General features: G+C 60.2%; 21 protein-coding genes. 12 read left to right on the top strand and 9 right to left on the bottom strand.

Going from position 1 to position 23623, the window contains the following annotated elements; translation table 11 throughout:
* The first annotated feature begins 57 nt into the window (after positions 1 to 57).
* From murC to mutT, 9 genes are all read left to right on the top strand, one after another.
* Positions 58 to 1512, top strand: a complete 1455-nt coding sequence (murC, locus tag H7R73_RS20340) for a UDP-N-acetylmuramate--L-alanine ligase (protein ID WP_041211792.1) — start codon at positions 58 to 60, stop codon at positions 1510 to 1512.
* A 97-nt stretch (positions 1513 to 1609) separates the two neighbouring features.
* Complete coding sequence (locus H7R73_RS20335) at positions 1610 to 2362, top strand: cell division protein FtsQ/DivIB (RefSeq protein ID WP_029314839.1); 753 nt, start codon at positions 1610 to 1612, stop codon at positions 2360 to 2362.
* On the top strand, positions 2343 to 3602 hold the full coding sequence (gene ftsA / locus H7R73_RS20330; RefSeq protein WP_010675832.1) for a cell division protein FtsA: 1260 nt from the start codon (positions 2343 to 2345) through the stop codon (positions 3600 to 3602). Before H7R73_RS20335 ends, ftsA begins: the two co-directional genes overlap by 20 nt.
* A 39-nt stretch (positions 3603 to 3641) precedes the next feature.
* On the top strand, positions 3642 to 4793 hold the full coding sequence (gene ftsZ, locus H7R73_RS20325) for a cell division protein FtsZ (RefSeq protein ID WP_005305686.1): 1152 nt from the start codon (positions 3642 to 3644) through the stop codon (positions 4791 to 4793).
* 102 nt (positions 4794 to 4895) lie between these two features.
* A complete protein-coding gene (gene lpxC, locus H7R73_RS20320; RefSeq protein ID WP_010675831.1) occupies positions 4896 to 5819 on the top strand; it encodes a UDP-3-O-acyl-N-acetylglucosamine deacetylase in 924 nt (307 codons plus the stop codon).
* A gap of 140 nt (positions 5820 to 5959) precedes the next feature.
* Positions 5960 to 6865: a M23 family metallopeptidase gene (locus H7R73_RS20315; protein ID WP_039040495.1), complete on the top strand. Its 906-nt coding sequence runs from the start codon at positions 5960 to 5962 to the stop codon at positions 6863 to 6865.
* Positions 6866 to 6922: 57 nt separating this feature from the next.
* Positions 6923 to 9643, top strand: a complete 2721-nt coding sequence (gene secA, locus H7R73_RS20310; protein ID WP_103259470.1) for a preprotein translocase subunit SecA — start codon at positions 6923 to 6925, stop codon at positions 9641 to 9643.
* A 65-nt stretch (positions 9644 to 9708) separates the two neighbouring features.
* Entirely contained in the window at positions 9709 to 10893 is a 1185-nt protein-coding gene (locus H7R73_RS20305; RefSeq protein ID WP_103259471.1) for a tetratricopeptide repeat protein, read from the top strand.
* 8 nt (positions 10894 to 10901) lie between these two features.
* The gene (mutT, locus tag H7R73_RS20300) at positions 10902 to 11306 is read left to right on the top strand and encodes an 8-oxo-dGTP diphosphatase MutT (RefSeq protein WP_171864957.1); all 405 of its coding nucleotides are present in this window, start codon (positions 10902 to 10904) and stop codon (positions 11304 to 11306) included.
* Positions 11307 to 11363: 57 nt separating this feature from the next.
* On the opposite strand, the gene yacG is transcribed toward mutT, so the two are convergent.
* The 9 genes from yacG to H7R73_RS20255 form a co-directional block, all read right to left on the bottom strand.
* Complete coding sequence (gene yacG, locus H7R73_RS20295; protein WP_039040499.1) at positions 11364 to 11558, bottom strand: DNA gyrase inhibitor YacG; 195 nt, start codon at positions 11556 to 11558, stop codon at positions 11364 to 11366.
* Between the two features lie 10 nt (positions 11559 to 11568).
* Positions 11569 to 12291, bottom strand: a complete 723-nt coding sequence (gene zapD, locus H7R73_RS20290; protein ID WP_010675825.1) for a cell division protein ZapD — start codon at positions 12289 to 12291, stop codon at positions 11569 to 11571.
* Between the two features lie 37 nt (positions 12292 to 12328).
* Positions 12329 to 12943 carry a dephospho-CoA kinase gene (gene coaE, locus H7R73_RS20285; RefSeq protein ID WP_103259472.1) on the bottom strand — a complete coding sequence of 205 codons (615 nt, stop codon included), beginning with the start codon at positions 12941 to 12943 and terminating at the stop codon, positions 12329 to 12331.
* An 18-nt stretch (positions 12944 to 12961) separates the two neighbouring features.
* Positions 12962 to 13837: a prepilin peptidase gene (locus H7R73_RS20280; RefSeq protein WP_042880167.1), complete on the bottom strand. Its 876-nt coding sequence runs from the start codon at positions 13835 to 13837 to the stop codon at positions 12962 to 12964.
* A 76-nt stretch (positions 13838 to 13913) separates the two neighbouring features.
* Positions 13914 to 15155 carry a type II secretion system F family protein gene (locus H7R73_RS20275; protein WP_103259473.1) on the bottom strand — a complete coding sequence of 414 codons (1242 nt, stop codon included), beginning with the start codon at positions 15153 to 15155 and terminating at the stop codon, positions 13914 to 13916.
* Between the two features lie 127 nt (positions 15156 to 15282).
* Positions 15283 to 16998 (bottom strand): PilB family type IVa pilus assembly ATPase TapB, encoded by a 1716-nt coding sequence (tapB, locus tag H7R73_RS20270; protein ID WP_176722689.1) that lies wholly within the window; start codon positions 16996 to 16998, stop codon positions 15283 to 15285.
* A complete protein-coding gene (locus H7R73_RS24435; RefSeq protein ID WP_182951394.1) occupies positions 16989 to 17390 on the bottom strand; it encodes a pilin in 402 nt (133 codons plus the stop codon). Before H7R73_RS24435 ends, tapB begins: the two co-directional genes overlap by 10 nt.
* Positions 17391 to 17699: 309 nt before the next feature.
* Positions 17700 to 18563: a carboxylating nicotinate-nucleotide diphosphorylase gene (gene nadC, locus H7R73_RS20260; protein ID WP_103259475.1), complete on the bottom strand. Its 864-nt coding sequence runs from the start codon at positions 18561 to 18563 to the stop codon at positions 17700 to 17702.
* 3 nt (positions 18564 to 18566) lie between these two features.
* Positions 18567 to 19037 carry a retropepsin-like aspartic protease family protein gene (locus H7R73_RS20255; protein WP_042015101.1) on the bottom strand — a complete coding sequence of 157 codons (471 nt, stop codon included), beginning with the start codon at positions 19035 to 19037 and terminating at the stop codon, positions 18567 to 18569.
* 128 nt (positions 19038 to 19165) lie between these two features.
* Here H7R73_RS20255 and ampD point away from each other — a divergent pair, with 128 nt between their 5' ends.
* From ampD to aceE, 3 genes are all read left to right on the top strand, one after another.
* On the top strand, positions 19166 to 19738 hold the full coding sequence (ampD, locus tag H7R73_RS20250; RefSeq protein WP_103259476.1) for a 1,6-anhydro-N-acetylmuramyl-L-alanine amidase AmpD: 573 nt from the start codon (positions 19166 to 19168) through the stop codon (positions 19736 to 19738).
* Positions 19739 to 20014: 276 nt separating this feature from the next.
* Complete coding sequence (pdhR, locus tag H7R73_RS20245) at positions 20015 to 20779, top strand: pyruvate dehydrogenase complex transcriptional repressor PdhR (protein WP_010675815.1); 765 nt, start codon at positions 20015 to 20017, stop codon at positions 20777 to 20779.
* A gap of 83 nt (positions 20780 to 20862) precedes the next feature.
* A complete protein-coding gene (gene aceE / locus H7R73_RS20240; RefSeq protein WP_039040509.1) occupies positions 20863 to 23523 on the top strand; it encodes a pyruvate dehydrogenase (acetyl-transferring), homodimeric type in 2661 nt (886 codons plus the stop codon).
* Positions 23524 to 23623 lie beyond the last annotated feature (100 nt).

Below are 23623 nucleotides of genomic sequence, written 5' to 3'. Positions count from 1 at the left end.
GAACTGATGAATGTCGCCGAATGAAAATGGCCTGTGGCCGCGAATTGAGAAAGAACTATGACCAAGGTTGAACTGGCAAAACTGCGTACCGTTATCCCCGAAATGCGCCGTGTGCGTCGCATCCACTTCATCGGCATCGGTGGCGCCGGTATGGGCGGTATTGCGGAAGTGCTTGCCAATGAAGGGTATCAGGTGACCGGCTCGGATCTGGCCCGCAACGGGGTGACCGAACGCCTGGCCTCTTTGGGCGCACACATCTTTGTTGGTCACAGTGCCGAGCATGTGGACGGTGCCAGCGTGGTGGTGGTTTCCACCGCCATCAAGCAGGACAACCCCGAGCTGCTGGCTGCCCGCGAGCTGCGTATTCCCGTGGTGCGCCGCGCCGAAATGCTGGCTGAGCTGATGCGCTTCCGTCACGGCATCGCCATCGCCGGGACCCACGGCAAGACCACCACCACCAGTCTGGTGGCGAGCATCTATGCCGAGGCGGATCGCGACCCCACCTTCGTCATCGGCGGTCTGCTCAACAGCGCCGGCACCAATGCCCGCCTGGGCAGCAGCCGTTATCTGATTGCCGAGGCGGACGAGAGCGACGCCTCCTTCCTGCATCTGCAACCCATGGTCTCCATCGTGACCAATATCGAAGCGGATCACATGGACACCTATGGCGGCGATTTCTCCAGGTTGAAGGCCACCTTCATCGATTTCCTGCACAACCTGCCGTTCTACGGCCTGGCCGTGGTGTGCGTGGATGACCCCGTGATCCGCGGCATGCTGCCGGAGATCGCCCGTCCTACCCTCACCTACGGTCTGAGCGATGATGCCGATGTGCAGGTGCTGGACTTCGTGCAGACCAGCAATCGCAGCCGCTTCCGGGTGCGCCGTGCAGGGGCGGGTGAGCTGGAGGTGACCCTGAATCTGCCGGGCATCCACAACGCCCTCAACGCCGCCGCCGCCATCGCGGTGGCAACCGAAGACGGCATCGGCGACGAGGCCATCATCCAGGCACTTTCCAAGTTTGAAGGGGTGGGGCGCCGCTTCCAGCAATATGGCGAGTTTGAAACCGGCCGTGGCAAGGCCATGCTGGTGGACGATTACGGTCATCACCCGAGCGAAGTGAAGGTGACCATCAACGCCGCCCGCGCCGGCTGGCCCGAGAAGCGGCTGGTGATGGTGTTCCAGCCCCACCGTTACAGCCGCACCCGGGATCTCTACGAAGATTTCGCGGATGTGCTTTCCAAGGTGGACGTGCTGGTGATGCTGGAGGTCTATGCCGCCGGTGAGGAGCCCATTCCCGGTGCCGATGGCCGTGCCTTGTGCCGTTCCATCCGCTCCCGCGGCACCCTGGAGCCCATCTTTGTCGCAACGCCGGATGATGTGCCCGCGGTGCTGGCCGACCTGATTGGCGAGGGGGATCTGGTATTGACCCAGGGGGCGGGTAACGTCGGTGCGCTGGCCCGTCGTCTCGGCGAGATGAAATTGAGCGTGGATAGCATGAAATCCGGTGCCTGAGGGCCCAATGAGTATTTTGACCGCCAAGCCGAGGCCTATATAATGGCGAACCGGTCTGCAAGTGGCCGGCATGGCGCGTTTTACGGGGATCGATCGGGTGGAGGCAAGGGCACAAGGGCGCACCAAGGGGGGCTTCATCGCCGGGGTGGCATTTTTCATCCTGGTCATGTGGGGGCTCTACCAGACTGCGCTGGATGTTAAAGACTGGCTGACGGATGCCAGTCGGTTGCCCATGAGCGAGCTGTTGCTGCAGGGGCAACACGAATATTTGAAGGCCGATGAGTTGCGTGCTGCCGTGCTGGATGGTGCCGAACTTCGCAACTTCTTCGAGCTGGATGTGAACGAATTGCAGGCGCGTCTGAACGCCCTGCCCTGGGTGGCCCAGGTCTCGGTACGAAAGAAGTGGCCGAACAAGATCAAGGTCTATCTCACGGAACAGGATGTGGCGGCTCGCTGGAACGGCAACCGCTTCGTCAACACCAAGGGTGAGGTATTCAGTGCCCCGGACAGGGTGAAGAAGCCCCTGATGCAGTTGTCCGGGCCCGATGATCAAGCCGCCAAGGTGCTGGAAGCCAGCCATCAGTACGAAACGCTGCTGGCGGCCAAGGGATACAAGTTGCTGGGGGTGAATCTGACCCCCCGCCATGCCTGGGAACTGACCCTGGATGGCAACATTCAGCTGTTTGTGGGGCGCTCGGATATCGCGCTTCGTCTGCAGCGGTTTATCGATGCCTTTCCGGTCATCGAGCCTCGTGAGCGGGTTGCTTACGTGGATCTTCGATACGACACCGGGATGGCAGTTGGCTGGAAGAAAAGCGAAGAGAAAGTGAATGACCAACACCGCAGATAGAAATTTGATTGTCGGACTGGATATCGGCACGACCAAGGTGGCGGTACTGGTTGGCGAAGTATTGCCCGATGGCGAACTCAATGTCATCGGCATGGGCAGCCACGCTTCTCGCGGGATGGAGAAGGGCGGGGTCAATGACCTCGACTCCGTGGTCAAGTCCCTGCGCCGCGCGGTGGAAGAGGCCGAGATGATGGCAGACTGCCAGATCAGTTCCGTCTATCTGGGGCTGTCCGGCAAGCACATCGATTGCCGCAACGAGACCGGCATGGTGCCCATCTCCGACGAAGAGGTGACCCAGGAGGATGTGGACAACGTCATCCACACCGCCAAGTCGGTGCGGTTGTCTGACGAGCTCCGGGTGCTGCACGTGCTGCCCCAGGAGTTCGCCATCGACTATCAGGAAGGGATCAAGAACCCGGTCGGCCTCTCCGGCGTGCGGATGGCAGCCAAGGTGCATCTCATCACCTGCCACAACGACATGGCGCGCAACATCGAGAAGTGTGTGGAGAAGGTGGGTCTGCGGGTGGATCAGCTGATCTTCTCCGCCCTGGCCTCCAGCTACGCCGTGCTGACCGAAGACGAGAAGGAGCTGGGTGTCTGCGTGGTGGACATCGGTGGCGGCACCATGGACATGTCGCTCTTTACCGGCGGCGCCCTGCGTCACACCAAGGTGATTCCCTATGCCGGCAGCACGGTGACCAGCGACATCGCCTATGCCTTCGGCACGCCGCCGCTGGATGCGGAGGCGATCAAGGTGCGCTACGGCTGCGCCCTCGGCCGCCTGGTCAGCAAGGAAGACAATATCGAAGTGCCCAGTGTCGGCGGTCGCCCGGCGCGCAGCCTGCAACGGCAGACACTGGCGGAAGTGATTGAACCCCGTTACACCGAGTTGCTCTCCATGGTGAATGACGAGCTGGTGCGGGTGCAGAGCGAATTGAAGGCACAGGGGGTCAAGCATCAGCTGGCCGCCGGTGTGGTCTTGACCGGTGGCGCGGCCCAGATCGAAGGCATTGTGGAGTGCGCAGAGCAGATCTTCCAGAGCCAGGTCCGGGTGGGCGAACCCATGAATATCCGGGGATTGAGTGACTACGTACAGGCACCGGTGTACTCGACTGCGGTCGGGTTGTTGCAGTACGGCCGCACCAACCAATCCACCGGCAGTAACAAGGAATATGCCGCCAAGGCAAGCGTAGGTGGGCTGGTCAAACGGGTCAGCAACTGGTTGCGTGGCGAGTTCTAAAGATTTTGCTGAGTCAGGCAAATAAAGCGGAGAGACAACATGTTTGAATTTATGGATAGCCACACTGACGAAGCCGTCATCAAGGTGATAGGTGTGGGTGGCGGCGGCGGCAACGCAGTCGAGCACATGGTTCGTCAAAACATCGAAGGTGTCGAGTTCATCACCGTGAACACCGACGCCCAGGCACTGCGCAACTCCAGTGCCAATACCACCCTGCAGATCGGCGGTGGCATCACCAAGGGTCTGGGTGCCGGGGCCAACCCGGAAGTGGGTCGTGACGCCGCCATGGAAGACAGGGAAGCGCTGCGCGAGCTGCTGACCGGTTCCGACATGGTGTTCATCGCTGCCGGCATGGGTGGTGGTACTGGTACAGGTGCTGCACCGATCGTGGCCGAAGTGGCCCGCGAGATGGGTATCCTGACCGTTGCCGTCGTGACCAAGCCGTTCTCCTTCGAAGGGAAGAAGCGGATGGGCTTCGCCGCTCACGGCATCGAAGAGCTCTCCAAGAACGTCGACTCTCTGATCACCATCCCCAACGACAAGTTGCTGAAGGTGCTGGGTCGCGGCATCTCCCTGCTGGACGCCTTCAAGGCGGCCAACGATGTGTTGCTGGGTGCAGTACAGGGCATCGCCGAGCTGATCACCCGCCCGGGCCTCATCAACGTCGACTTCGCGGACGTACGTACCGTGATGCGCGAGATGGGTACCGCCATGATGGGTACCGGCTCCGCCTCCGGTGACGACCGTGCCGAAGAAGCGGCCGAGAAGGCCATCTCCAGCCCGCTGCTGGAAGACGTGGATCTGGCCGGTGCCCGCGGCATCCTGGTCAACATCACTGCTGGCATGGACATGACCATCGAAGAGTTCGAGACCGTGGGTAACGCGGTCAAGGCCTTCGCGTCCGAGAACGCTACCGTGGTGGTGGGTACCGTAATCGACCCGGAAATGCACGACGAACTGCGCGTTACCGTAGTGGCGACCGGTATCGGTGCCGAGCGCAAGCCCGACATCACTCTGGTCAAGAACAACATGGTTCAAGAGCGTCCGGCCCGTCAGCCCCTGATCAGCGAAGCCCTGCAGTCTCGCGTGATGGAAGAGGCCCCGGCCAAGGTGGTGAACGCCGAGCCGCAAGCTCGTCGCGAACCGGATTATCTCGATATTCCTGCGTTCCTGCGCAAGCAGGCAGACTAAGCCCCTGATGGCTCTGGTTTGTTTGTTGCTTAAGGATTGTGCTAAGATGGCCCGGCAACGACCATCTGGTCAGGAATTTGAGCTGTTAAAGCGGATACGCCCATGATTAGACAAAGAACCTTGAAAACGAGTGTCCAGGCCACCGGTGTGGGCCTGCATTCGGGCCGGAAAGTCACTATGACGTTCCGTCCGGCGCCTGTTAACACAGGGATCGTTTACTTGCGTACCGATCTGAATCCTGTGGTCGCGCTGCCAGCCAACGCCGATCAGGTGCGTGATACCGTGCTTTGTACCGCTCTGGTGAACGAAGCCGGTGTTCGCGTGTCGACCATCGAACACCTGTCTGCCGCTCTGGCCGGGATGGGCATCGACAACCTCTATGTCGAGGTTGATGCTCCCGAGATCCCGGTAATGGACGGCAGTGCGCATCCGTTCATCTATCTGCTGCAGGAAGTGGGTATTCGTGAACAGAACGCACCCAAGCAGTTCGTGCGGATCAAGCAGAGCATCCGGGTTGAAGACGGCGACAAGTGGGCGGAATTCCACCCCTATCGCAACGGCTTCAAGATGGATCTCGAGATCGATTTCCAGCATCCGGTGTTTGAAGGGCGCAACCAGCGTTGCGTGCTGGACTTCTCCGGCAGCTCCTTCGTGAAAGAGATCAGCCGTGCTCGTACCTTCGGCTTCATGCGTGATATCGAGTACCTGCGTTCCCAGAACCTGGCACTGGGCGGCAGCCTGGAAAACGCCGTGGTGCTGGATGACTACCGGGTGCTGAACGAAGATGGTCTGCGCTACGAAGACGAGTTCGTGAAGCACAAGATGCTGGATGCCATCGGCGATCTGTACATGTGCAATCGCAGTATCATCGGTGAATTCCGTGCCTACAAGACGGGCCATGCCCTGAACAACAAGCTGCTGCGTGCCTTGCTGGCCCAGCAGGAGGCCTGGGAACTGGTGACCTTCGAGGGTGAGGGCGACAAAGCGCCTATCGCTTACTACGACAACGGTCTGGTTCTGGCCTGATAGCTGTGCAACAGGACGTCGGTCATCTCTCCGCACCGACGTCCTGTCATTTGTTTATTCCATCCTTTAATACCGATTATCTCCCGGTTTTATTGCCCGTGCAGGCCCTTGGCCTCACCTGACCGAGAAGACAGATTTCTATGAGCATTACCCTGATCCTCCACGGTAAGCAGCGCCGCAGGTTGCACTTACCCAAACAACGTCTGGCCTGGGTCGGCGGTATTCTCTTCACTGTATTGGCCTTGGGGGGCGGCTGGCTCTGGCAGAGCTGGCAGCAGAAAATGGAGGCGCTGGAAGTGGCGCTGACCCTGGCGCAGCAGCAAAAATCCACGCAAGGGGCCGATGAAGCCCGCGAACAGCTTGCCATGCTGGCCGCCCAGGTGGGCACCATGCAGGGACAACTGGGTCGCCTCAACGCCCTCGGCGAGCGCCTGACCGAGAAGGCGGACCTCGATCCCGAGGAGTTCAACTTCAAGGAGCTGCCCCCGATGGGCGGCCCTTCCTATGATGCAGACCTGGAAGTCAGCCTGGGTGAACTGCAAGATTCCATGGAACACCTCAGCCGTCAGCTCAGCAGCCGCGAAGAACAGCTGTCGGTACTTGAATCCTTCATCATGAACCACCATATCACCGATGCGGGTTTCATCCCCGGCTCACCGGTCAAGCAGGAGCGTGTCTGGATCTCCTCCGGTTTCGGTGGGCGGGTCGATCCGTTCAACGGTCGCGCCAAGATGCACAAAGGGGTGGATTTCCGCGGCAGGCCCGGCACCCCCATCCTGGCGACAGGCAAGGGGATTGTCAGCTGGGCGGGGCGCCATCCGGAGTTTGGCAACATGGTGGAGATTGACCATGGCAATGGTCTGGTCACCCGCTATGCCCACAATTCCAAGTTACTGGTGGATGTGGGCACCCTGGTCGATGAGGGCCAGAAGATTGCCCTGATGGGGCGAACCGGTCGTGCAACCGGAGTTCATTTGCATTACGAAGTGTTGAAAGATGGTCGTCAGGTCAACCCCGCGCGCTTTCTGAATGCCAGACGGGGTTAGGTTTTTTCTTCAGGTTCCAGTGACGGAACGCTTATATAACCAAAACAGTTGGTACCCATGATTAGCACACTGCTCACCAAGATTATCGGCAGCCGGAACGACAGAACGCTCAAGGCTTTGCGCAAAATTGTAAAACAAATCAATGCGATGGAGCCTCAGTTCGAGGCACTGTCCGATCAGGAACTGCAGGCGAAGACCGCCGAGTACCGTCAGCGTCTGGAGCAGGGCGAAACACTGGAGCAGTTGCTGCCGGAAGCGTTCGCCACCGTCCGTGAAGCCTCCCGCCGTGTGTTCGGCATGCGTCACTTCGACGTCCAGCTGATCGGCGGCATGGTGCTGAACTCCAACCGCATCGCCGAAATGAAGACAGGTGAAGGTAAAACCCTGACGGCCACGCTGCCGGCCTACCTGAACGCCCTGACCGGCCGCGGTGTGCATGTCGTGACGGTGAACGACTATCTGGCCAAGCGTGATGCGGAAGCCAACCGCCCGCTGTTTGCCTTCCTCGGCATGACGGTGGACTGCAACGTGCCCGGCATGGATGCATCCCAGAAGCGCGATGCCTACGCTGCCGACATCACCTACGGTACCAACAACGAATTCGGTTTCGACTACCTGCGCGACAACATGGCATTCTCGCCGGAGCAGCGCGTACAGCGTCCGCTCAACTACGCGCTGGTGGATGAGGTGGACTCGGTGCTCATCGATGAAGCCCGCACCCCGCTCATCATCTCCGGTCCGGCGGAAGACAGCTCCGCCATGTACACCCAGATCAACAAGTTGATCCCCCTGCTGGTCAAGCAGGACAAGGAAGACTCCGAGGAGTACACCGGCGACGGCCACTACACGGTGGACGAGAAGAACCGCCAGGCGCTGCTGACCGAAAACGGCCAGATCTTCGTGGAAGAGCTGCTCAAGAAAGAGGGGCTGCTGGCCGAGGATGACTCCCTGTTCTCCGCCACCAACATCAGCCTGCTGCATCACGTCAATGCCGGCCTGCGTGCGCACACCCTGTTCGAGCGCAACGTCGACTACATCGTCCAGAAGGACGAGATCGTCATCGTCGACGAGCACACCGGCCGCACCATGCCGGGTCGTCGCTGGTCAGACGGTCTGCACCAGGCGGTCGAGGCGAAGGAAGGGGTCAAGATCCAGAACGAGAACCAGACCCTGGCCTCCATCACCTTCCAGAACTACTTCCGTCTGTACGACAAGCTGGCAGGCATGACCGGTACTGCGGATACCGAAGCCTTTGAATTCCAACAGATCTATGGCCTGGATACCGTGGTCATCCCGACCAACAAGCCGATGGTGCGCAAGGACATGGGCGATCTCGTCTACCTGACCGCCCAAGAGAAATACGCGGCCATCGTGCAGGACATTCGCGAGTGCGTGAAGCGCGGCCAGCCCGTGCTGGTCGGTACCGTCTCCATCGAGAACTCCGAGCTGCTCTCCGGCATCCTGACCAAGGAAAATATCCCGCACAAGGTACTGAACGCCAAGTTCCATGCCATGGAAGCGGAGATCGTCGCCCAGGCCGGCCAGACCGGCGCCGTCACCATCGCCACCAACATGGCCGGTCGTGGTACCGACATCGTGCTGGGCGGCAACTGGCAGGCGGAGATCGCCCAGCTGGAAAACCCGTCAAGCGAGCAGATTGCCGAGCTGAAAGCGGCCTGGCAGGTGCGTCATGACGAAGTACTGGCGGCCGGTGGTCTGCACATCATCGGTACCGAGCGTCACGAATCCCGCCGTATCGACAACCAGCTGCGCGGCCGTTCCGGTCGTCAGGGTGATCCGGGCTCCTCCCGCTTCTACCTCTCCATGGAAGATACCCTGATGCGGATCTTCGCCTCCGACCGCGTGACCGGCATGATGAAGAAGCTGGGCATGGAAGAGGGCGAGGCCATCGAGCATCCCTGGGTGACCAAGGCCATCGAGAATGCCCAGCGCAAGGTGGAAGGTCGCAACTTCGACATCCGTAAAAACCTGCTCGAGTTTGACGACGTGGCTAACGATCAGCGCAAGGTGGTCTACGAGCAGCGCAACGAACTGCTGGACACCAACGACATCTCCGAGACTATTCACGTCATCCGTGACGACGTCTACGGCGCCATCATCGACGAGTACATCCCGCCCCAGTCCCTGGAAGAGATGTGGGACGTGCCGGGTCTGGAAGCGCGTCTGAAGTCCGATTTCGCCCTAGATCTGCCGCTGCAGCAGTGGCTGGCGGAAGACGACAAGCTGTATGAAGAGAAGCTGCGTGAACGCATCCTGGATGAAGCCACCAAGCTCTATGCCCACAAGGAAGAGCTGGTCGGCAAGGAGGTGCTGCGCAACTTCGAGAAGGCGGTGATGCTGCAAACGCTGGATGGTCTGTGGAAGGAGCACCTGGCGGCCATGGATCACCTGCGCCAGGGCATCCATCTGCGCGGCTACGCCCAGAAGAACCCCAAGCAGGAGTACAAGCGCGAATCCTTCGATCTGTTCACCCAGATGCTGGAGACCCTCAAACGCGACGTGGTCAGCATCCTGAGCCGGGTACAAGTGCAGGAGCGGGATGTGGAGGCGATGGAAGAGCAGCAGCGCCAGCAGGCCGAAGCCACTCCCCGTACCTACACCCATGCCACGGCCGAAAACCAGCTGGCTGACGAGGATACGGGTGGGGCCGAGGGCCATACCACCTTCGTGCGCGACGAACAGAAGATCGGGCGCAACGATCCCTGCCCCTGTGGTTCGGGTAAAAAATACAAGCACTGTCACGGTCAGCTGACCTGACACCCTGCCATGATGAATACACCGCCTCCGGGCGGTGTATTCATTTTCGGACCAAGGAGGGGACGATGAGCAGATTGCCGGCGGGATGGGATGGGGAGGCACATGGGCACTGGCTGCAGGAGAAGCGCCAGGAGGCGATCCGTTGTGTGCTGAACAGGCTGAACGCAGAGACGAACAAATCCGTTCCCCTGCAACTGCAGTTTGCCTATTACCTCTTTTTGTCCGGCGATCCCGCTTCGGCGGCACAGGTGCTGACGCTGGCGTACCGGTCTGCGCCCGATAACACTGAGGTGCTGCGCAATCTCTGTGTCTGCCTCTCGCGCTCCGATCAGCATGAGCGGGCCGTGACGCACCTGGTCGAACTGGTGCGGCGCGAGCCGGGTGATTATCTGGTCCATGACGGGCTTTGCACTTCCCTTGCCAAGCTAGGACGCCATGAAGAAGCGGCACAAGCGGGAACCCGTGCCCTGACTCTCAAGGATGAGGCCGTCTCGCAGCCTGTCGCGGGGTGGGTGCTGTCGGCAGAGGGGCCGGATGTCTGGCTCGCGGAGCAGGGGGACAAGCAGGCAGTCATCGCCTTCTCCTTGTGGGGAGCACAGCCTCGCTATTTGCGGGGAGCGCTCGACAATGTGCTGGCCGCAGCTTACCTCTATCCGGGCTGGCGGGTGCGCTTCTATGTGGATGGCAGTGTCCCTCAGGGGTTTCTGGCCTGCCTGCAGGAACATGGCGCCGAGATAAAGGTGCAGCCCGATGGTCAATCCCAGCGTCAGCGTCTCTGCTGGCGCTTCCAGGTCGCCAATGATCCCGGAGTGGGGCGCTTCCTTGTGCGCGATGCGGACTCCGTGCTGAATCTGCGGGAGCGGCTGGCGGTCGATGACTGGCTTGCATCGGGGCGCTGGTTCCATATCATGCGTGACTGGTGGAGCCACACCGATCTGGTGCTGGCCGGCATGTGGGGCGGTGTGGCCGGAGTGCTGCCTCCCCTTGCGCCGCTGATGGCGAGCTATCAGCCCAGTACCATGGAAACACCGAACATCGACCAGTGGTTCTTGCGAGACTGTTTATGGCGCTATCTGCGCCAGAGCGCGCGGGTACACGATCGTTGTTTCACTCCGCCCGGTGCGGTGCCCTGGCCGCAGGTTGCGCCGCCGGGCAATGAGCATGTCGGGCAGGATCTCTTCAGGGCCCGGGGGGATCAGCAGGCCATTCGGCTTGCCCCCTGGATCGCCCGTTTGCCGTGTTTACGCTGAGGACAATGATGGAACAGAAGAAACGGATCTGGGTGGCGGTGGGCGTCATCGAGAACGAACGGGGAGATATCTTCATCGCCAAACGCTCAGCCGATCGCCATCAGGGGGATCGCTGGGAGTTTCCCGGTGGCAAGGTGGAGTCGGGGGAGGATCTGCTCACCGCGCTGGACAGGGAATTGTGGGAAGAGATCGGGATCCGGGTGCAGGATTGTGCCCCCTTCATGGAGCTGCACCACGACTACCCCGACAAGCAGGTCTTGCTGGATATCTGGAAGGTGACCCGCTTCCACGGCGAGCCCTTTGGCAAGGAGGGACAGGAGTGCCGCTGGGTGCCACTGGCCTCGCTGCACGAATACCGCTTCCCGGATGCCAACGGCCCCATCGTCGCGCGGTTGCAGGCCTCGCTAGCCTGAAAGGGAATCGATACCAACGAAAAAGGGCCTGAGGGCCCTTTTTTGATCGTGAAGTGTTTATTGCCAGGGATCGCCCTGTTCCGGGTCGGGCAGCAGATCCGGGTTGATCTCGCCCGGGATGCGCTTCTGTTCATCCGCCCACTCGCCGAGGTCGATCAGCTGGCAGCGCTTGCTGCAGAAGGGGCGAAACGGGCTCTGCGGACCCCATTCGATCTCGCTCTGACAGGTCGGACACTTTACCTTGGTCACCATGGGGCGCTCCTCAACAACAGGCGAGCTGGAAGGAGACGTCGCCTATCTGCTGCTCCGTCGTCGGCAGGAAGCGCAGGGCGAAGCGGTTCTTGTGGCCGCTCAGGGTCGGATAGCAGGGCTGGGTGCCCGCCAGACGGATGCGGATCAGTTCAGCCCCTTCGGCGGTATCCTGGAAGAAGCCGTTGGTGGCCACCTGGTCGCTGAAGTTGCCCGACTCGCGCCACAGGCGCAGCAACAGGGAGATGGCGTTCATCAGCAGGGTGATGTCACTCAGCCATTGCTGCATCTGCTGGTGGCGGGTGACGGCCGGGGTCGCCAGCCAGTGGTGCAGTTGCGGCACATCGAAGGCGCACAGACCACCCGGAATGGAGAAGCGCTGACGAATGGAGCCGAGCAGGCGATCCTCTTTCAGACGGGCGCCGGGGCGCGGGGAGTTCAGCAGGTTGCGGGAGAGCTGGGTACTCTCCTGCTGCATCCGCTGGATCTGCTCGAGATCGACGTCAGGCAGACTGGCCCAGTGGCTCAGGCGTTGGCCGAGGCGCTCCAGATCCTTGATGAGATCGGCACGCAGGTCACCACGCTCCAGCAACTCCTGCAAATCGAACAACCCCTTGAAGAAGGCGATATGTGCCCAGGACTGGTCACTCTCCAGATTGTCGCGGATCTGGGAAAACAGGGACTCCAGACGAAGATAGGTCCGGCTTTTTTCATTGAGGGGAAAATCGTAAATCATGCCTAATCCTGGCCAGCCATAAACCGGCCTAGTGTACTCACAGTTGGTGGGCTTGTTGAGAGGCAAATGCCAGATATGTCTGGTGCAGGGCGAAAATTCGCTGCCAGATGGTCTCACTCGTACCACTCTGGTTGTCCAGGACGTCGTCGGCCATCGCCAGGCGCTCGCTGCGGCTCGCCTGGGACGCCAGTATCGCCTGGGCTTGTTCCCGAGTGACGCCATCGCGGCGGCAGGTACGCTCGATTTGCGTCGCTTCGTCCACATCGATCACCAGTACCCGATCGGCGAGGGAAGTGAGCCGGTTTTCCACCAGCAAGGGGACGACCAGCAGGCAGTAGGGGGAGCGGGTTGCCGCACACTGGCGCAGCATCTCGCTGCGGATGAGGGGATGGAGCAGGGCATTGAGCCACTCCTTGGCCTGCGAATCGGTGAAGATCCGCTCTCGCAGCCGGCGGCGATCGAGCTGGCCATCGGGGGCAACGACATCCGGGCCAAAATGGGCGGCGATGGCAGCCAGAGCAGGGGTGCCGGGCTCCACCACCTCGCGGGCGATGATGTCCGCATCCACCACCTCGATGCCCAGCTCGGCAAAGTGGTTGGCAACCGTGGTCTTGCCGCTGCCGATTCCCCCTGTGATTGCGACTACATACATGGGTCAGAGATCCTTTTGCTAGAGCACGACATCAAGATACCAGCGGGTGATGCTATCGCCCCACAGCAGCGTTATCCAGCCCGCGATGGCGAGATAAGGGCCAAAGGGAATGGGTTTGCCCTGGTGGTGGTTGCGCAGCAGGATGAGACCGATGCCGATGATGGCGCCCGCCAGCGAAGAGAGCAGCAGCACGATGGGCAAGGCTTGCCAGCCGAGCCAGGCGCCCAGCGCCGCCAGCAGTTTGAAGTCGCCATAGCCCATCCCTTCCTTGCCGGTCAGCAGCTTGAAGGCCCAGTAGAGGCTCCAGAGCACCAGATAGCCAGCCATGGTACCGATTACCGCATCGGCCAGGGGCACGAAACCGCCCGCCAGATTGAACAGCAGGCCACCCCAGAGCAGGGGCAGGGTGAGCTGATCCGGCAAGAGCATCTTGTCCAGGTCGATGAAGGTCAGTGCGACCAATGTCCAGGTGAGCAGCAGAGCGGCAAGGGTGCCCCAGCCAGGGGCAAGCGCGGCTGCTACCGAGACCGACAGCAAGGCGGTGAGCAGCTCGACCAGGGGATAGCGGGCCGAAATGGGGGCGTGGCAGTTGCGGCAGCGCCCCCTGAGCCATAGCCAGCTCAGCAGGGGAATGTTCTCCAGCGCCCCTATGGGGTGGTCGCAGTGGGGGCAGCGGGAGCGGGGCACCATGAGGTTGTATCGTCCAGTTGCAGGAGGAGTCGCTTCACCGTCACCGAAATAGTCGCTGTATTCGGCATGCCAGGCCCGCTCCATCATGATGGGCAGACGATGGATAACCACGTTCAGGAAGCTGCCCACCATCAGGGAGAAAAGGAAAATCAAGGAGAGATAGAGCCAGGGCAAGCCCTGGGCCAGTTCGATCAAAGGCACCATAGATCAATCGCTTGTGTCGGGAACGGGGATGGCAGATGGCCGGGGGAAATGCACCGCCCGGCCCTCTGTCGAAGGGTCAGTGTATCACAGAGCCCAGCTTGAAGATGGGGAGGTACATGGCCACGACCATGCCGCCGACCAGCACCCCGAGCACCACCATGATGATGGGTTCGAGCAGGCTGGTGAGGCCGTCGACCATATCGTCCACTTCCTGTTCGAAAATGGCGGCGACCTTGGAGAGCATGTCGTCGATGGCGCCGGATTCCTCACCGATCATCACCATCTGGGTCACCATGTCGGGGAAAAGATCCACGGTGCGCATGGCGACGTTGATCTGCATGCCGGCCACCACCTCGTTGCGAATGGCCATGGTCGCAGTGCGATAGACATAGTTGCCCGATGCTCCGGCCGCCGAGACCAGGGCATCCACCAGCGGTATACCGGCGGAGAAGGTGGTGGAGAGGGTGCGGGCAAAACGGGCCATGGCAGCCTTGTGCAGTATGTTGCCCACCACGGGAATGGTGAGGATGAACTTGTCCGTGTTGTCCCTGACTTTCTGGGATTTTCGCCAGGCCCGCACATAGAAGAAGACGGCGAGAGCCGCGCCGCCAAAGATGGCGTACCACCACTCCTGCATGAAGCGGGAGATGGCGATGACGAACCGGGTAAAGGCGGGCAGCTCGGCACCGAAGCTCTTGAAGATATCCTCGAACTGGGGAATGACGAAGAGCAGCAGGATGGAGGTGACGACGATGGCCACCAGAATGACCATGGACGGATAGAACATGGCCTTCTTGATCTTGGATTTGAGGGCTTCGTTCTTCTCGCGGTAGATGGCGATACGGTCGTAGATGGTCTCCAGGGCACCGGATTGCTCCCCGGCCTCGACCAGATCGCAATAGAGGTCGTCGAAGTGGCGGGGATGACGGCGTAACGCCTCCGAGAGCGGGGTGCCCGTTTCCACATCGGCGGCGATCTGGCCGATGAGTTCGCGTACCGCCGCTTTCTCGTGGCCGCGGGCAATGATCTGAAGACTCTGCACCAGAGGCACGCCGGCGGAAAGCATGGTAGTGATCTGGCGGGAGATGACGGCGATGTCCATCGGCTTGATCTTGGCGCCGCCCTTGGAGAAGAGCCCCTGGCTCTGCTTGTTGACCCTGGTGACGTTGACGCCCTGCTTGCGCAGCTCGGCCTTGACGGTGGTGATACTGTCGGCTTGCAGCTCGCCTGAGACCTTCTGTCCCTTGCGGTTGACGCCGTGCCAGCGGTAGGAGAAGACTTTTTTCGGTGCGTTGCGTTTTTGAGCTAATGTGGCCATCACTGCATCCTGCAATTGGGCGACGGTGGCCGGATGCTGCTGCCTGTCCGGCTCATCTTGGCTTGAAGAAGGTCATCGGGGTGATGGCAGCGGCTTCACCCGGCGAGATGACTCGGGCACTGCGAACTCAGTTGGTGGTGATCCTGTTGATTTCGGCCAGGCTGGTGACGCCAAGACGCGCTTTCTCGAGGCCGGATGTACGCAGGGTGCGCATCCCTTCCTTCTGGGCTATCGCGGCAATCTGCAGCGAGTTGGCTCCCTGCATGATGAGTTTGGCGATGTTGTCGGACATCAGCATGATCTCATAGATGCCGACCCGGCCTCTGTAGCCTCCCGAGCACTCCTTGCATCCCACGGGCTTGAACAGCCGCAACCCGGCGGCCAGTTGCTGCTGGGTGAAGCCCAGCTCCAGCAACTCGGCTTCCGGCACCACTTCCGGCGCCTTGCAGTGATCGCAGAGTTTGCGGGCAAGGCGCTGGGCCATGATGAGGGTGACCGAAGAGGCGATGTTGAAGGCCGGCACCCCCATGTTCATCATCCGGGTGAGCGTTTCTGCCGCCGAGTTGGTGTGCAGGGTGGAGAGCACCAGGTGACCGGTCTGGGCGGCCTTGATGGCGATCTCGGCGGTTTCCAGATCCCGTATCTCCCCCACCATGACGATGTCGGGATCCTGGCGCAGGAAGGAGCGCAGGGCGCTGGCGAAGGTGAGCCCTGCTTTGGGATTGATCTGCACCTGGTTGACGCCGGGCAGGTTTATCTCAACCGGATCTTCGGCGGTGGAGATATTGACCTCGCTGGTGTTGAGAATGTTGAGGCCGGTATAGAGTGAGACCGTCTTGCCAGACCCCGTGGGACCGGTGACCAGGATCATGCCCTGAGGTTTGGAGAGGGCGTGCAGGTATTGCGTCTTCTGCCGGTCGTCAAAGCCGAGCTGATCGATATTGAGTCGGGCGGCCGAGGAGTCCAGCAACCGGATCACGATCTTTTCGCCCCACATGGTGGGCAGGGTGTTGACCCGCATGTCCATGGATCTGTTGCGTGAGATCTTGAGCTTGATGCGGCCATCCTGGGGCAGGCGCCGTTCGGCAATGTCGAGCCGCGCCATCACCTTGAGGCGAGCCGCGAAGCGGTTGGCCAGGTTGACCGGCGGCGTGGCGACTTCGTGCAGTATGCCGTCTACCCGAAAGCGGATTCGGTACTTGGTCTCGTAGGGTTCGAAATGCAGGTCGGAGGCCCCGCGCTTGATGGCATCCATCATGATCTTGTGGATGTATTTGACGATGGGGGCGTCATCGTCCGCGGTGTTGACGCTCTCGTCGAGGCGGGAACTCTCGTCGGAGACCTCGAGTTCGGAGATCTCGGCCTCGTCGATATGATCCATGCCCAGGGTATCCTGCTCGCTCTCCATCAGCTTGCCGATGGCGGCGGTCAGCTTGCTCTCTTCGACCAGCAGGGCTTCCGTATGCAGGCCGAAGCTGAAGCCGAAGTCCTCCAGAGCCGACACATTGGTCGGATCGGACATGGCGATATAGAGAGTATGCCCCTGGGTGTAGATGGGCAGGACATGGTGCTTTTCAATCAGCTTTTGATTGAGGTATTTCTGCGGGATCTCGGCGAGATCAAAGGCCGCCAGATCCAGCAGAGGTACCCCATATTCCAGCTCGCAGAAATCGGCGAGGGCTTTGCTGTCGAGGATGTCGTTTTCAATCAGGAAGGTGACAAAGGGCTTGCGCTGCGCCTTGGCCTGGCTCAGATAGCGCTGTGAGTCCGGCTCACTGAGGAGGGAAGAAGCGGCCAGGCTGGTGGCCAGGCCGCTATTGAGGCTAGAGGTCATTAAATACAGCTCGCGCCGGAAACCTGACCCCATGTAATTTTGCCTGAACCTTGAACTGTACCCACAAGCGTACAAGTCACATCGCTAACATCTGAAGCCCCCATCCCAGTTATCGAGGCATTTGCGCCACTTGTTGTACCGGCTGAGCCACTGACGCTTGCAACAAAGGTAGAGGACGAGCCTGTTGCATCACAGGTTGCGGTACTTCCAGAAGCAACACCTGTAGTCTGGACACAAATTTCAAGATCTGTTTTTACTTGTCCCATGGCTGCTGTTATTTCAGTAGCTTTAGCCTTTTTCGTGTAACTCTGATACGCCGGCAAGGCGATGGCGGCGAGGATGGCGACGATCGCAACGACGATCATCAATTCGATTAGCGTAAACCCTGACTGTCTTTTCATGTGAAATATCCTTTTTTCCATGTTTCCTGATAAGCACCGGTGGAATGCTATCCACGCTGGTATCTTATCCGAGCGCTTCGGGTTGGCAACAGAGGCGGGGACCTTGTTAGCCACTTTTATGTCATTTAGTGAAATGTGTAGAAAAATCAATGATTAAATGGCTTCCATTGGCACTTTTCATGAGGCGGGAGGGCCCATCTTCACACTCCTTATGTCGTGGGATCCTGCATAAAGAAAAGGCGCCGATGGCGCCTTTTGCAAGTTTCGAGCCCTGTAATATTTTGGGCACGAGCAACGGATGGGGCTTGCTCAAGCCTCGACAAAGCGCATGGAGAGATCCAGTGCCCGCACATGCTTGGTCAGCGCTCCCACCGAGATGAAGTCGATCCCGGTCGCGGCGTATCCGGCAAGGGTATCGAGGGTGACGTTGCCGGAGACTTCCAGCTTGGCTCTGCCCTGATTGAGGCGAACGGCTTCCTGCATCATGGGGATGTCGAAGTTGTCCAGCATCACGATGTCGGCCCGTGCGGCCAGGGCCTGCTCCAGCTCGTCCAGGGATTCGACCTCGACTTCCACCGGTTTGTCCGGATTGAGACGGCGCGCTTCGCTGATTGCTTCAGGGATGCCGCCGCAGGCGAGAATGTGGTTCTCCTTGATGAGGTAAGCGTCGAACAGGCCGATCCTGTGATTCTTGCCGCCGCCGCAGGTGACCGCATACTTCTGGGCGCTGCGCAGGCCGGGCAGGGTCTTGCGGGTATCGAGCAGGCGGCAGTCAGTGCCTTCCAGCTCGGCCACATAACGGGCGGTCAGGGTGGCGACCCCGGAAAGGGTCTGCACGAAGTTCAGCGCATTGCGCTCGCCGGTCAGCAGCACGCGGGCGGGGCCATGGAGGCGGAACAGCTCCTGATTGGGGGCAAGGCGTTCACCATCTTGCACTTTCCACTCGACCTTCACTTCGCCACCGAGCTGGGCAAACACCTCGTCGACCCAGGGCTGGCCGCAGAAGACGCCCGCCTCGCGGGTGATGACTCGCGCGGTCGAGATGCGATCGGCCGGGATCAGCTGGGCCGTGATGTCGGCGCTGGCATCCGGTTGATCCAGCGCGGTGAGGGCATCGCCCAAGTCTTCGAGAAGTGCGGCGCGCACGGCGCGGCGGATGTCCTGTTGTAACATGCCTTATTCCTGCAAGGGTCTGAGAAGCAATTGCCTGTCTTTCTGGCGCAATTCCAGCCTGCCCAGGGCATTCATGCCCACCAGGATCTCCTCCCCGTCGGCAGCCGGATTGATAAAGACGGACAAATCGTACAGGGTCAGCGGACCCATCGCCAGACTTTCGATCCGGCCAGTTTCGACCTGGATCTCTCCGGCTGCCGTGTTGACCCGGCTGCGGCCCGTGGCGACGAGGCCGAGCCGGGCGGCCACCTGGCTCGGTATGGTCACCCGGGTTGCTCCTGTGTCCAGCAGCAGTTGCACCGGTTGGTCGTTGATGGCACCCTCCAGACGATAATGGCCGCTGGCATCGGCCCTGAGCAATAGATCGCCGCTGGCGGTCACCGACGGTTGTTCACGACCATGAAAGTAGAGGGTCAGCAGACCCAGCAGCGAGAGCCAGGCGAGCAGCCAGAGACGGCGTGCCATCGGGTGCATAGTGTGTCCCATATCGCGCGATTGAATGGCTCAGCCTAACATAGCGTTATCCATGAATTCAGAGACTTGTTCCCAGTTTTCCCATCCCGCCAGAGGCACATCGCTTCCATTTGTGAGTCGAGCAGACGATGACACAACCCACAACCCTGTTTTCCATCGATCGTGAAGGATGGTGCGATCAGGCCCGCAAGGTGCCTTCCCCCCATCACAATGAGAGGCTCAGCCCGGAGGATGTCTCCTTGCTGGTGATACACGGCATCAGCCTGCCCCCCGGGCAGTTTGGTGGCCCTTTTATCGACGATCTGTTTCTGGGGCGCCTCGATCCCGGTGCTCACCCCTATTTCGCCGGTATTCACCAACTGAGGGTCTCGGCCCACTGCCTGATCCGCCGCGATGGGGAACTGGTACAGTACGTGCCTTTTGGCGCCAGGGCATGGCATGCGGGAGTCTCGATCTGGGAGGGGAGGGAGGCATGCAACGATTTTTCCATCGGGATCGAACTGGAAGGGACCGACGAGCTTCCCTACAGCGACAAGCAATACGAGGTACTGTCGGACCTTAGCCGGGCGATTGTGCACCGTTATCCCGCCATCACGGCGGACCGTATTGTCGGTCACTGCGACATCGCGCCGGGCCGCAAGACGGATCCGGGTGACAGTTTCGAATGGCCTCGTTATCGGGAAAATCTTCACTTTGAGTGAAAAATCTAAAAATTATTTTGTGTTTTTAGAATCAATGGCTTGCCTTGTCTGGCAAGCCATTTTTCATGCTGTTTAACAAATGTTATCGGTGAGCAAGCTCACAAATATTGGTCAGACCATTTTCTATGAGCTATATCATGATTCCGCGTTTTTACCCCCAAAGTGGCAGCCTAGCTTCTTGATTCAGATCATCTTTTGGGTGGACTTTTTTCAAGCCCTCTGCTAATTTTCGCCCCAACCATAAAATTGGTAATACCAATTTAACAAAGTAGCCTCATGCCCTATATCAAGATAACTCAGCCCAAGCTGGCCGACGCCATCGTCGCCGAGCTGGAAAGCATGATTCTGGAAGGCAGCCTGCAGCCGGGCCAGAAGTTGCCGCCCGAGCGGGAACTCGCCATCCAGTTTCAGGTGTCGCGCCCTTCCTTGCGCGAAGCCATCCAGCGCCTGGAAGCGAGAGGACTCTTGTATCGTCGTCAGGGCGGTGGCACTTACGTACAAAATGCCCTGAGCAAGGGGATCGCCGACCCTCTGTTCGAACTGCTCAGCACTCACCCGGAAGCCCAGTACGACCTGCTGGAGTTTCGTCACGCGCTGGAAGGCATCTGTGCCTACTATGCTGCGCTGCGGGGCACCGAGGCTGATTTCGAACGGATTCGCCTGGCGCAAGCCGCCATCGAAGAAGCCGGTCAGCAAGGCTCGCTGGTGGTCGAATCGGCCGCCGTGACCCAATTCTATCTGGCCGTGGCCGAGGCCTCCCACAACGTGGTGCTGCTGCACCTGTTGCGGGCCATGGGCCCCATGCTTGAGCAGAACATTTTACGCAATAACGAAATTTTGAATCGCCGTCCGGGAGTGGTCGCCAAGATCCGTCGCCATCGTGCGAGCCTGATCGAGGCTATCCTGTCGGGGGCTCCGGAGCGGGCCAGGGCTGCTTGTCATGAGCACCTGGCCTTTATCGAGGACACCTTGTTGGATATGCAGAGGGAAGACAGCCGGATCCAGCGATCCATGCGTCGGATCCGTCAGCAGGAAAACTAATCCCACAAGGCTTTCTTAATTGTCGAATGCTTGCGCCCTTCGCCGTGCAATGCCGTGCAATCACAACAACATAGGAACCAGCCATGTCTGATATCCTGAAGAACGATGTGGACCCGATAGAAACGCTGGAGTGGCTTGCCTCTCTGGAATCCCTGCTGCGTGAAGAGGGTCCGCAACGCGCTCAGTTCATCCTTGAACAGTTGGCCGAGAAAGCCCGCGCAAGCGGTGTGGACGTGGCTGCCAAGGCAAACCGCGACTACATCAACACCATCCCGTCCAGCGACGAGCCGGCCTACCCGGGCGACCTGGAAATGGAACGCCGCATTCGCGCCATCATCCGCTGGAACGCCATGATGATCGTGCTGCGCGCCTCCAAGAAAGACCTGGACCTGGGTGGTCACATGTCTTCCTTCGCTTCTTCCGCGACCATCTATGAAGTCTGCTACAACCACTTCTTCCGTGCCCGCAACGAGAAGGACGGTGGCGATCTGGTCTACTTCCAGGGTCACATCTCCCCGGGCATCTACGCCCGTGCATTCGCCGAAGGTCGCCTGACCGAAGAGCAGCTGGACAACTTCCGTCAGGAAGTGGATGGCAAGGGTATCCCTTCCTACCCGCACCCGAAACTGATGCCGGAATTCTGGCAGTTCCCGACCGTTTCCATGGGTCTGGGCCCCATCGCCGCCATCTATCAGGCGCGTTTCCTGAAGTACCTGACCGACCGTGGCATCAAGGATTGCTCCGAGCAGACCGTTTACGCCTTCCTGGGTGACGGCGAGATGGACGAGCCGGAAGCCAAGGGTGCCCTGACCGTTGCCGTGCGTGAAAAGCTCGACAACCTGGTGTTCGTGGTCAACTGCAACCTGCAGCGTCTGGATGGTCCGGTTGTCGGCAACGGCAAGGTCATCAACGAGCTGGAAGGTCTGTTCGCCGGCGCTGGCTGGGACGTGACCAAGGTCATCTGGGGTCGCAAGTGGGATGAGCTGCTGAAGAAAGACACTTCCGGCAAGCTGATCCAGCTGATGAACGAGACCGTGGATGGTGACTACCAGACCATGAAGTCCCGTGACGGTGCCTACGTGCGCGAGCACTTCTTCAACCGTTACCCGGAAACCGCCGCGCTGGTCAAAGACATGACCGACGAGGAGATCTTCGCCCTGAACCGCGGTGGTCACGACCCCCGCAAACTGTTCGCCGCCTTCTCCAAAGCAGCACAGACCAAGGGCAAGCCGACCGTGATCCTGGCCAAGACCATCAAGGGCTATGGCATGGGCGAAGCGGCCGAAGGCAAGAACATCGCTCACCAGGTCAAGAAGATGGATCTGGGCTCCGTGCGTCACCTGCGCGATCGTTTCAACCTGCCGGTCACCGACGAGCAGCTGGAAAACCTGCCGTACCTGAAGATCGAAGAGGGTACCGAAGAGCACAAGTACCTGCACGCTCGCCGTGCCGCACTGAAGGGCTATGTACCGACCCGTCTGCGCGAGAGCACCACCAAGCTGGAAATCCCGGCGCTGGATGCCTTCGGTCCGCTGCTGGGTGAGCAGGCGCGCGAAATCTCCACCACCATGGCGTTCGTGCGTTCCCTGAACGTGATGCTGAAAGACAAGTCCATCGGCAAGCGCATCGTCCCGATCCTGGCTGACGAAGCCCGTACCTTTGGTATGGAAGGCCTGTTCCGCCAGATCGGTATCTACAGCCCGCACGGTCAGCAGTACACCCCGCAAGACCGCGACATCGTCTCCTACTACAAGGAAGACAAGCAGGGTCAGGTTCTGCAAGACGGTATCAACGAGCTGGGCGCCATGTCCTCCTGGCTGGCTGCTGCCACCTCTTACAGCACCAACGACTGCCCGATGATCCCGTTCTACATCTACTACTCCATGTTCGGCTTCCAGCGGATCGGCGACATGGCGTGGGCTGCCGGTGACCAGCAAGCCCGTGGCTTCCTGCTGGGCGCGACCTCCGGTCGTACAACTCTTAACGGAGAGGGCTTGCAGCACGAAGATGGTCACAGCCACATCCTGGCCAACACCATCCCGAACTGCATCTCCTACGACCCGTCCTACGCCTATGAAGTGGCGGTGATCGTACAGGACGGCCTGCGCCGCATGTACGGTGAGAACCCGGAAAACGTGTTCTACTACATCACTACCCTGAACGAGAACTATGCCATGCCGGCCATGCCGGAAGGCGCCGAGGAAGGCATTCGCAAGGGTATCTACAAGCTGGAAACCGTGGCCGGCACCAAGGCCAAGGTACAGCTGCTGGGTTGTGGTTCCATCCTGGGTCACGTGCGCACTGCCGCCCAGATCCTGGCCAGCGAGTACGGCGTGGGTTCCGACGTGTTCAGCGTCACCTCCTTCAACGAACTGGCTCGTGACGGTCAGGACGCGGATCGCTGGAACATGCTGCACCCGACCGCCGAAGCGCGTGTGCCCTACATCGCTCAGGTGCTGGGTTCCGAAGCCACCATCGCCGCGACCGACTACATGAAGTCCTTCGCCGATCAGGTGCGTGCCTTCGTTCCGACCGAGAACTACCGTGTACTGGGTACCGACGGTTACGGCCGCTCCGACAGCCGTGCCAACCTGCGTCGTCACTTCGAAGTGAACGAGTTCTACGTAGTGGTTGCTGCCCTGACCGAACTGGCCAAGCGCGGCGAGGTAGACAAGCAGGTTGTGGCCGAAGCCATCGCCAAGTACGGCATCGATGCCGACAAGGTCAACCCGCTGTACGCGTAAGAGGATTGAGTGTCGCGCCGGGTATCCGGCGCGACCTTGCCTGGGTTTAAACGGATAACGCGGGATGCGCGTGGTGATGCTCAGGCAGCCACGCGGATGC

It is taken from the genome of Aeromonas sp. WP2-W18-CRE-05 (genome assembly GCF_014168615.1).
GTDB classification, from domain to species: domain Bacteria; phylum Pseudomonadota; class Gammaproteobacteria; order Enterobacterales; family Aeromonadaceae; genus Aeromonas; species Aeromonas caviae.
The sequence above is the reverse complement of the archived record's forward strand: the minus strand, read 5'-3'. Positions and strand labels throughout refer to the sequence as shown.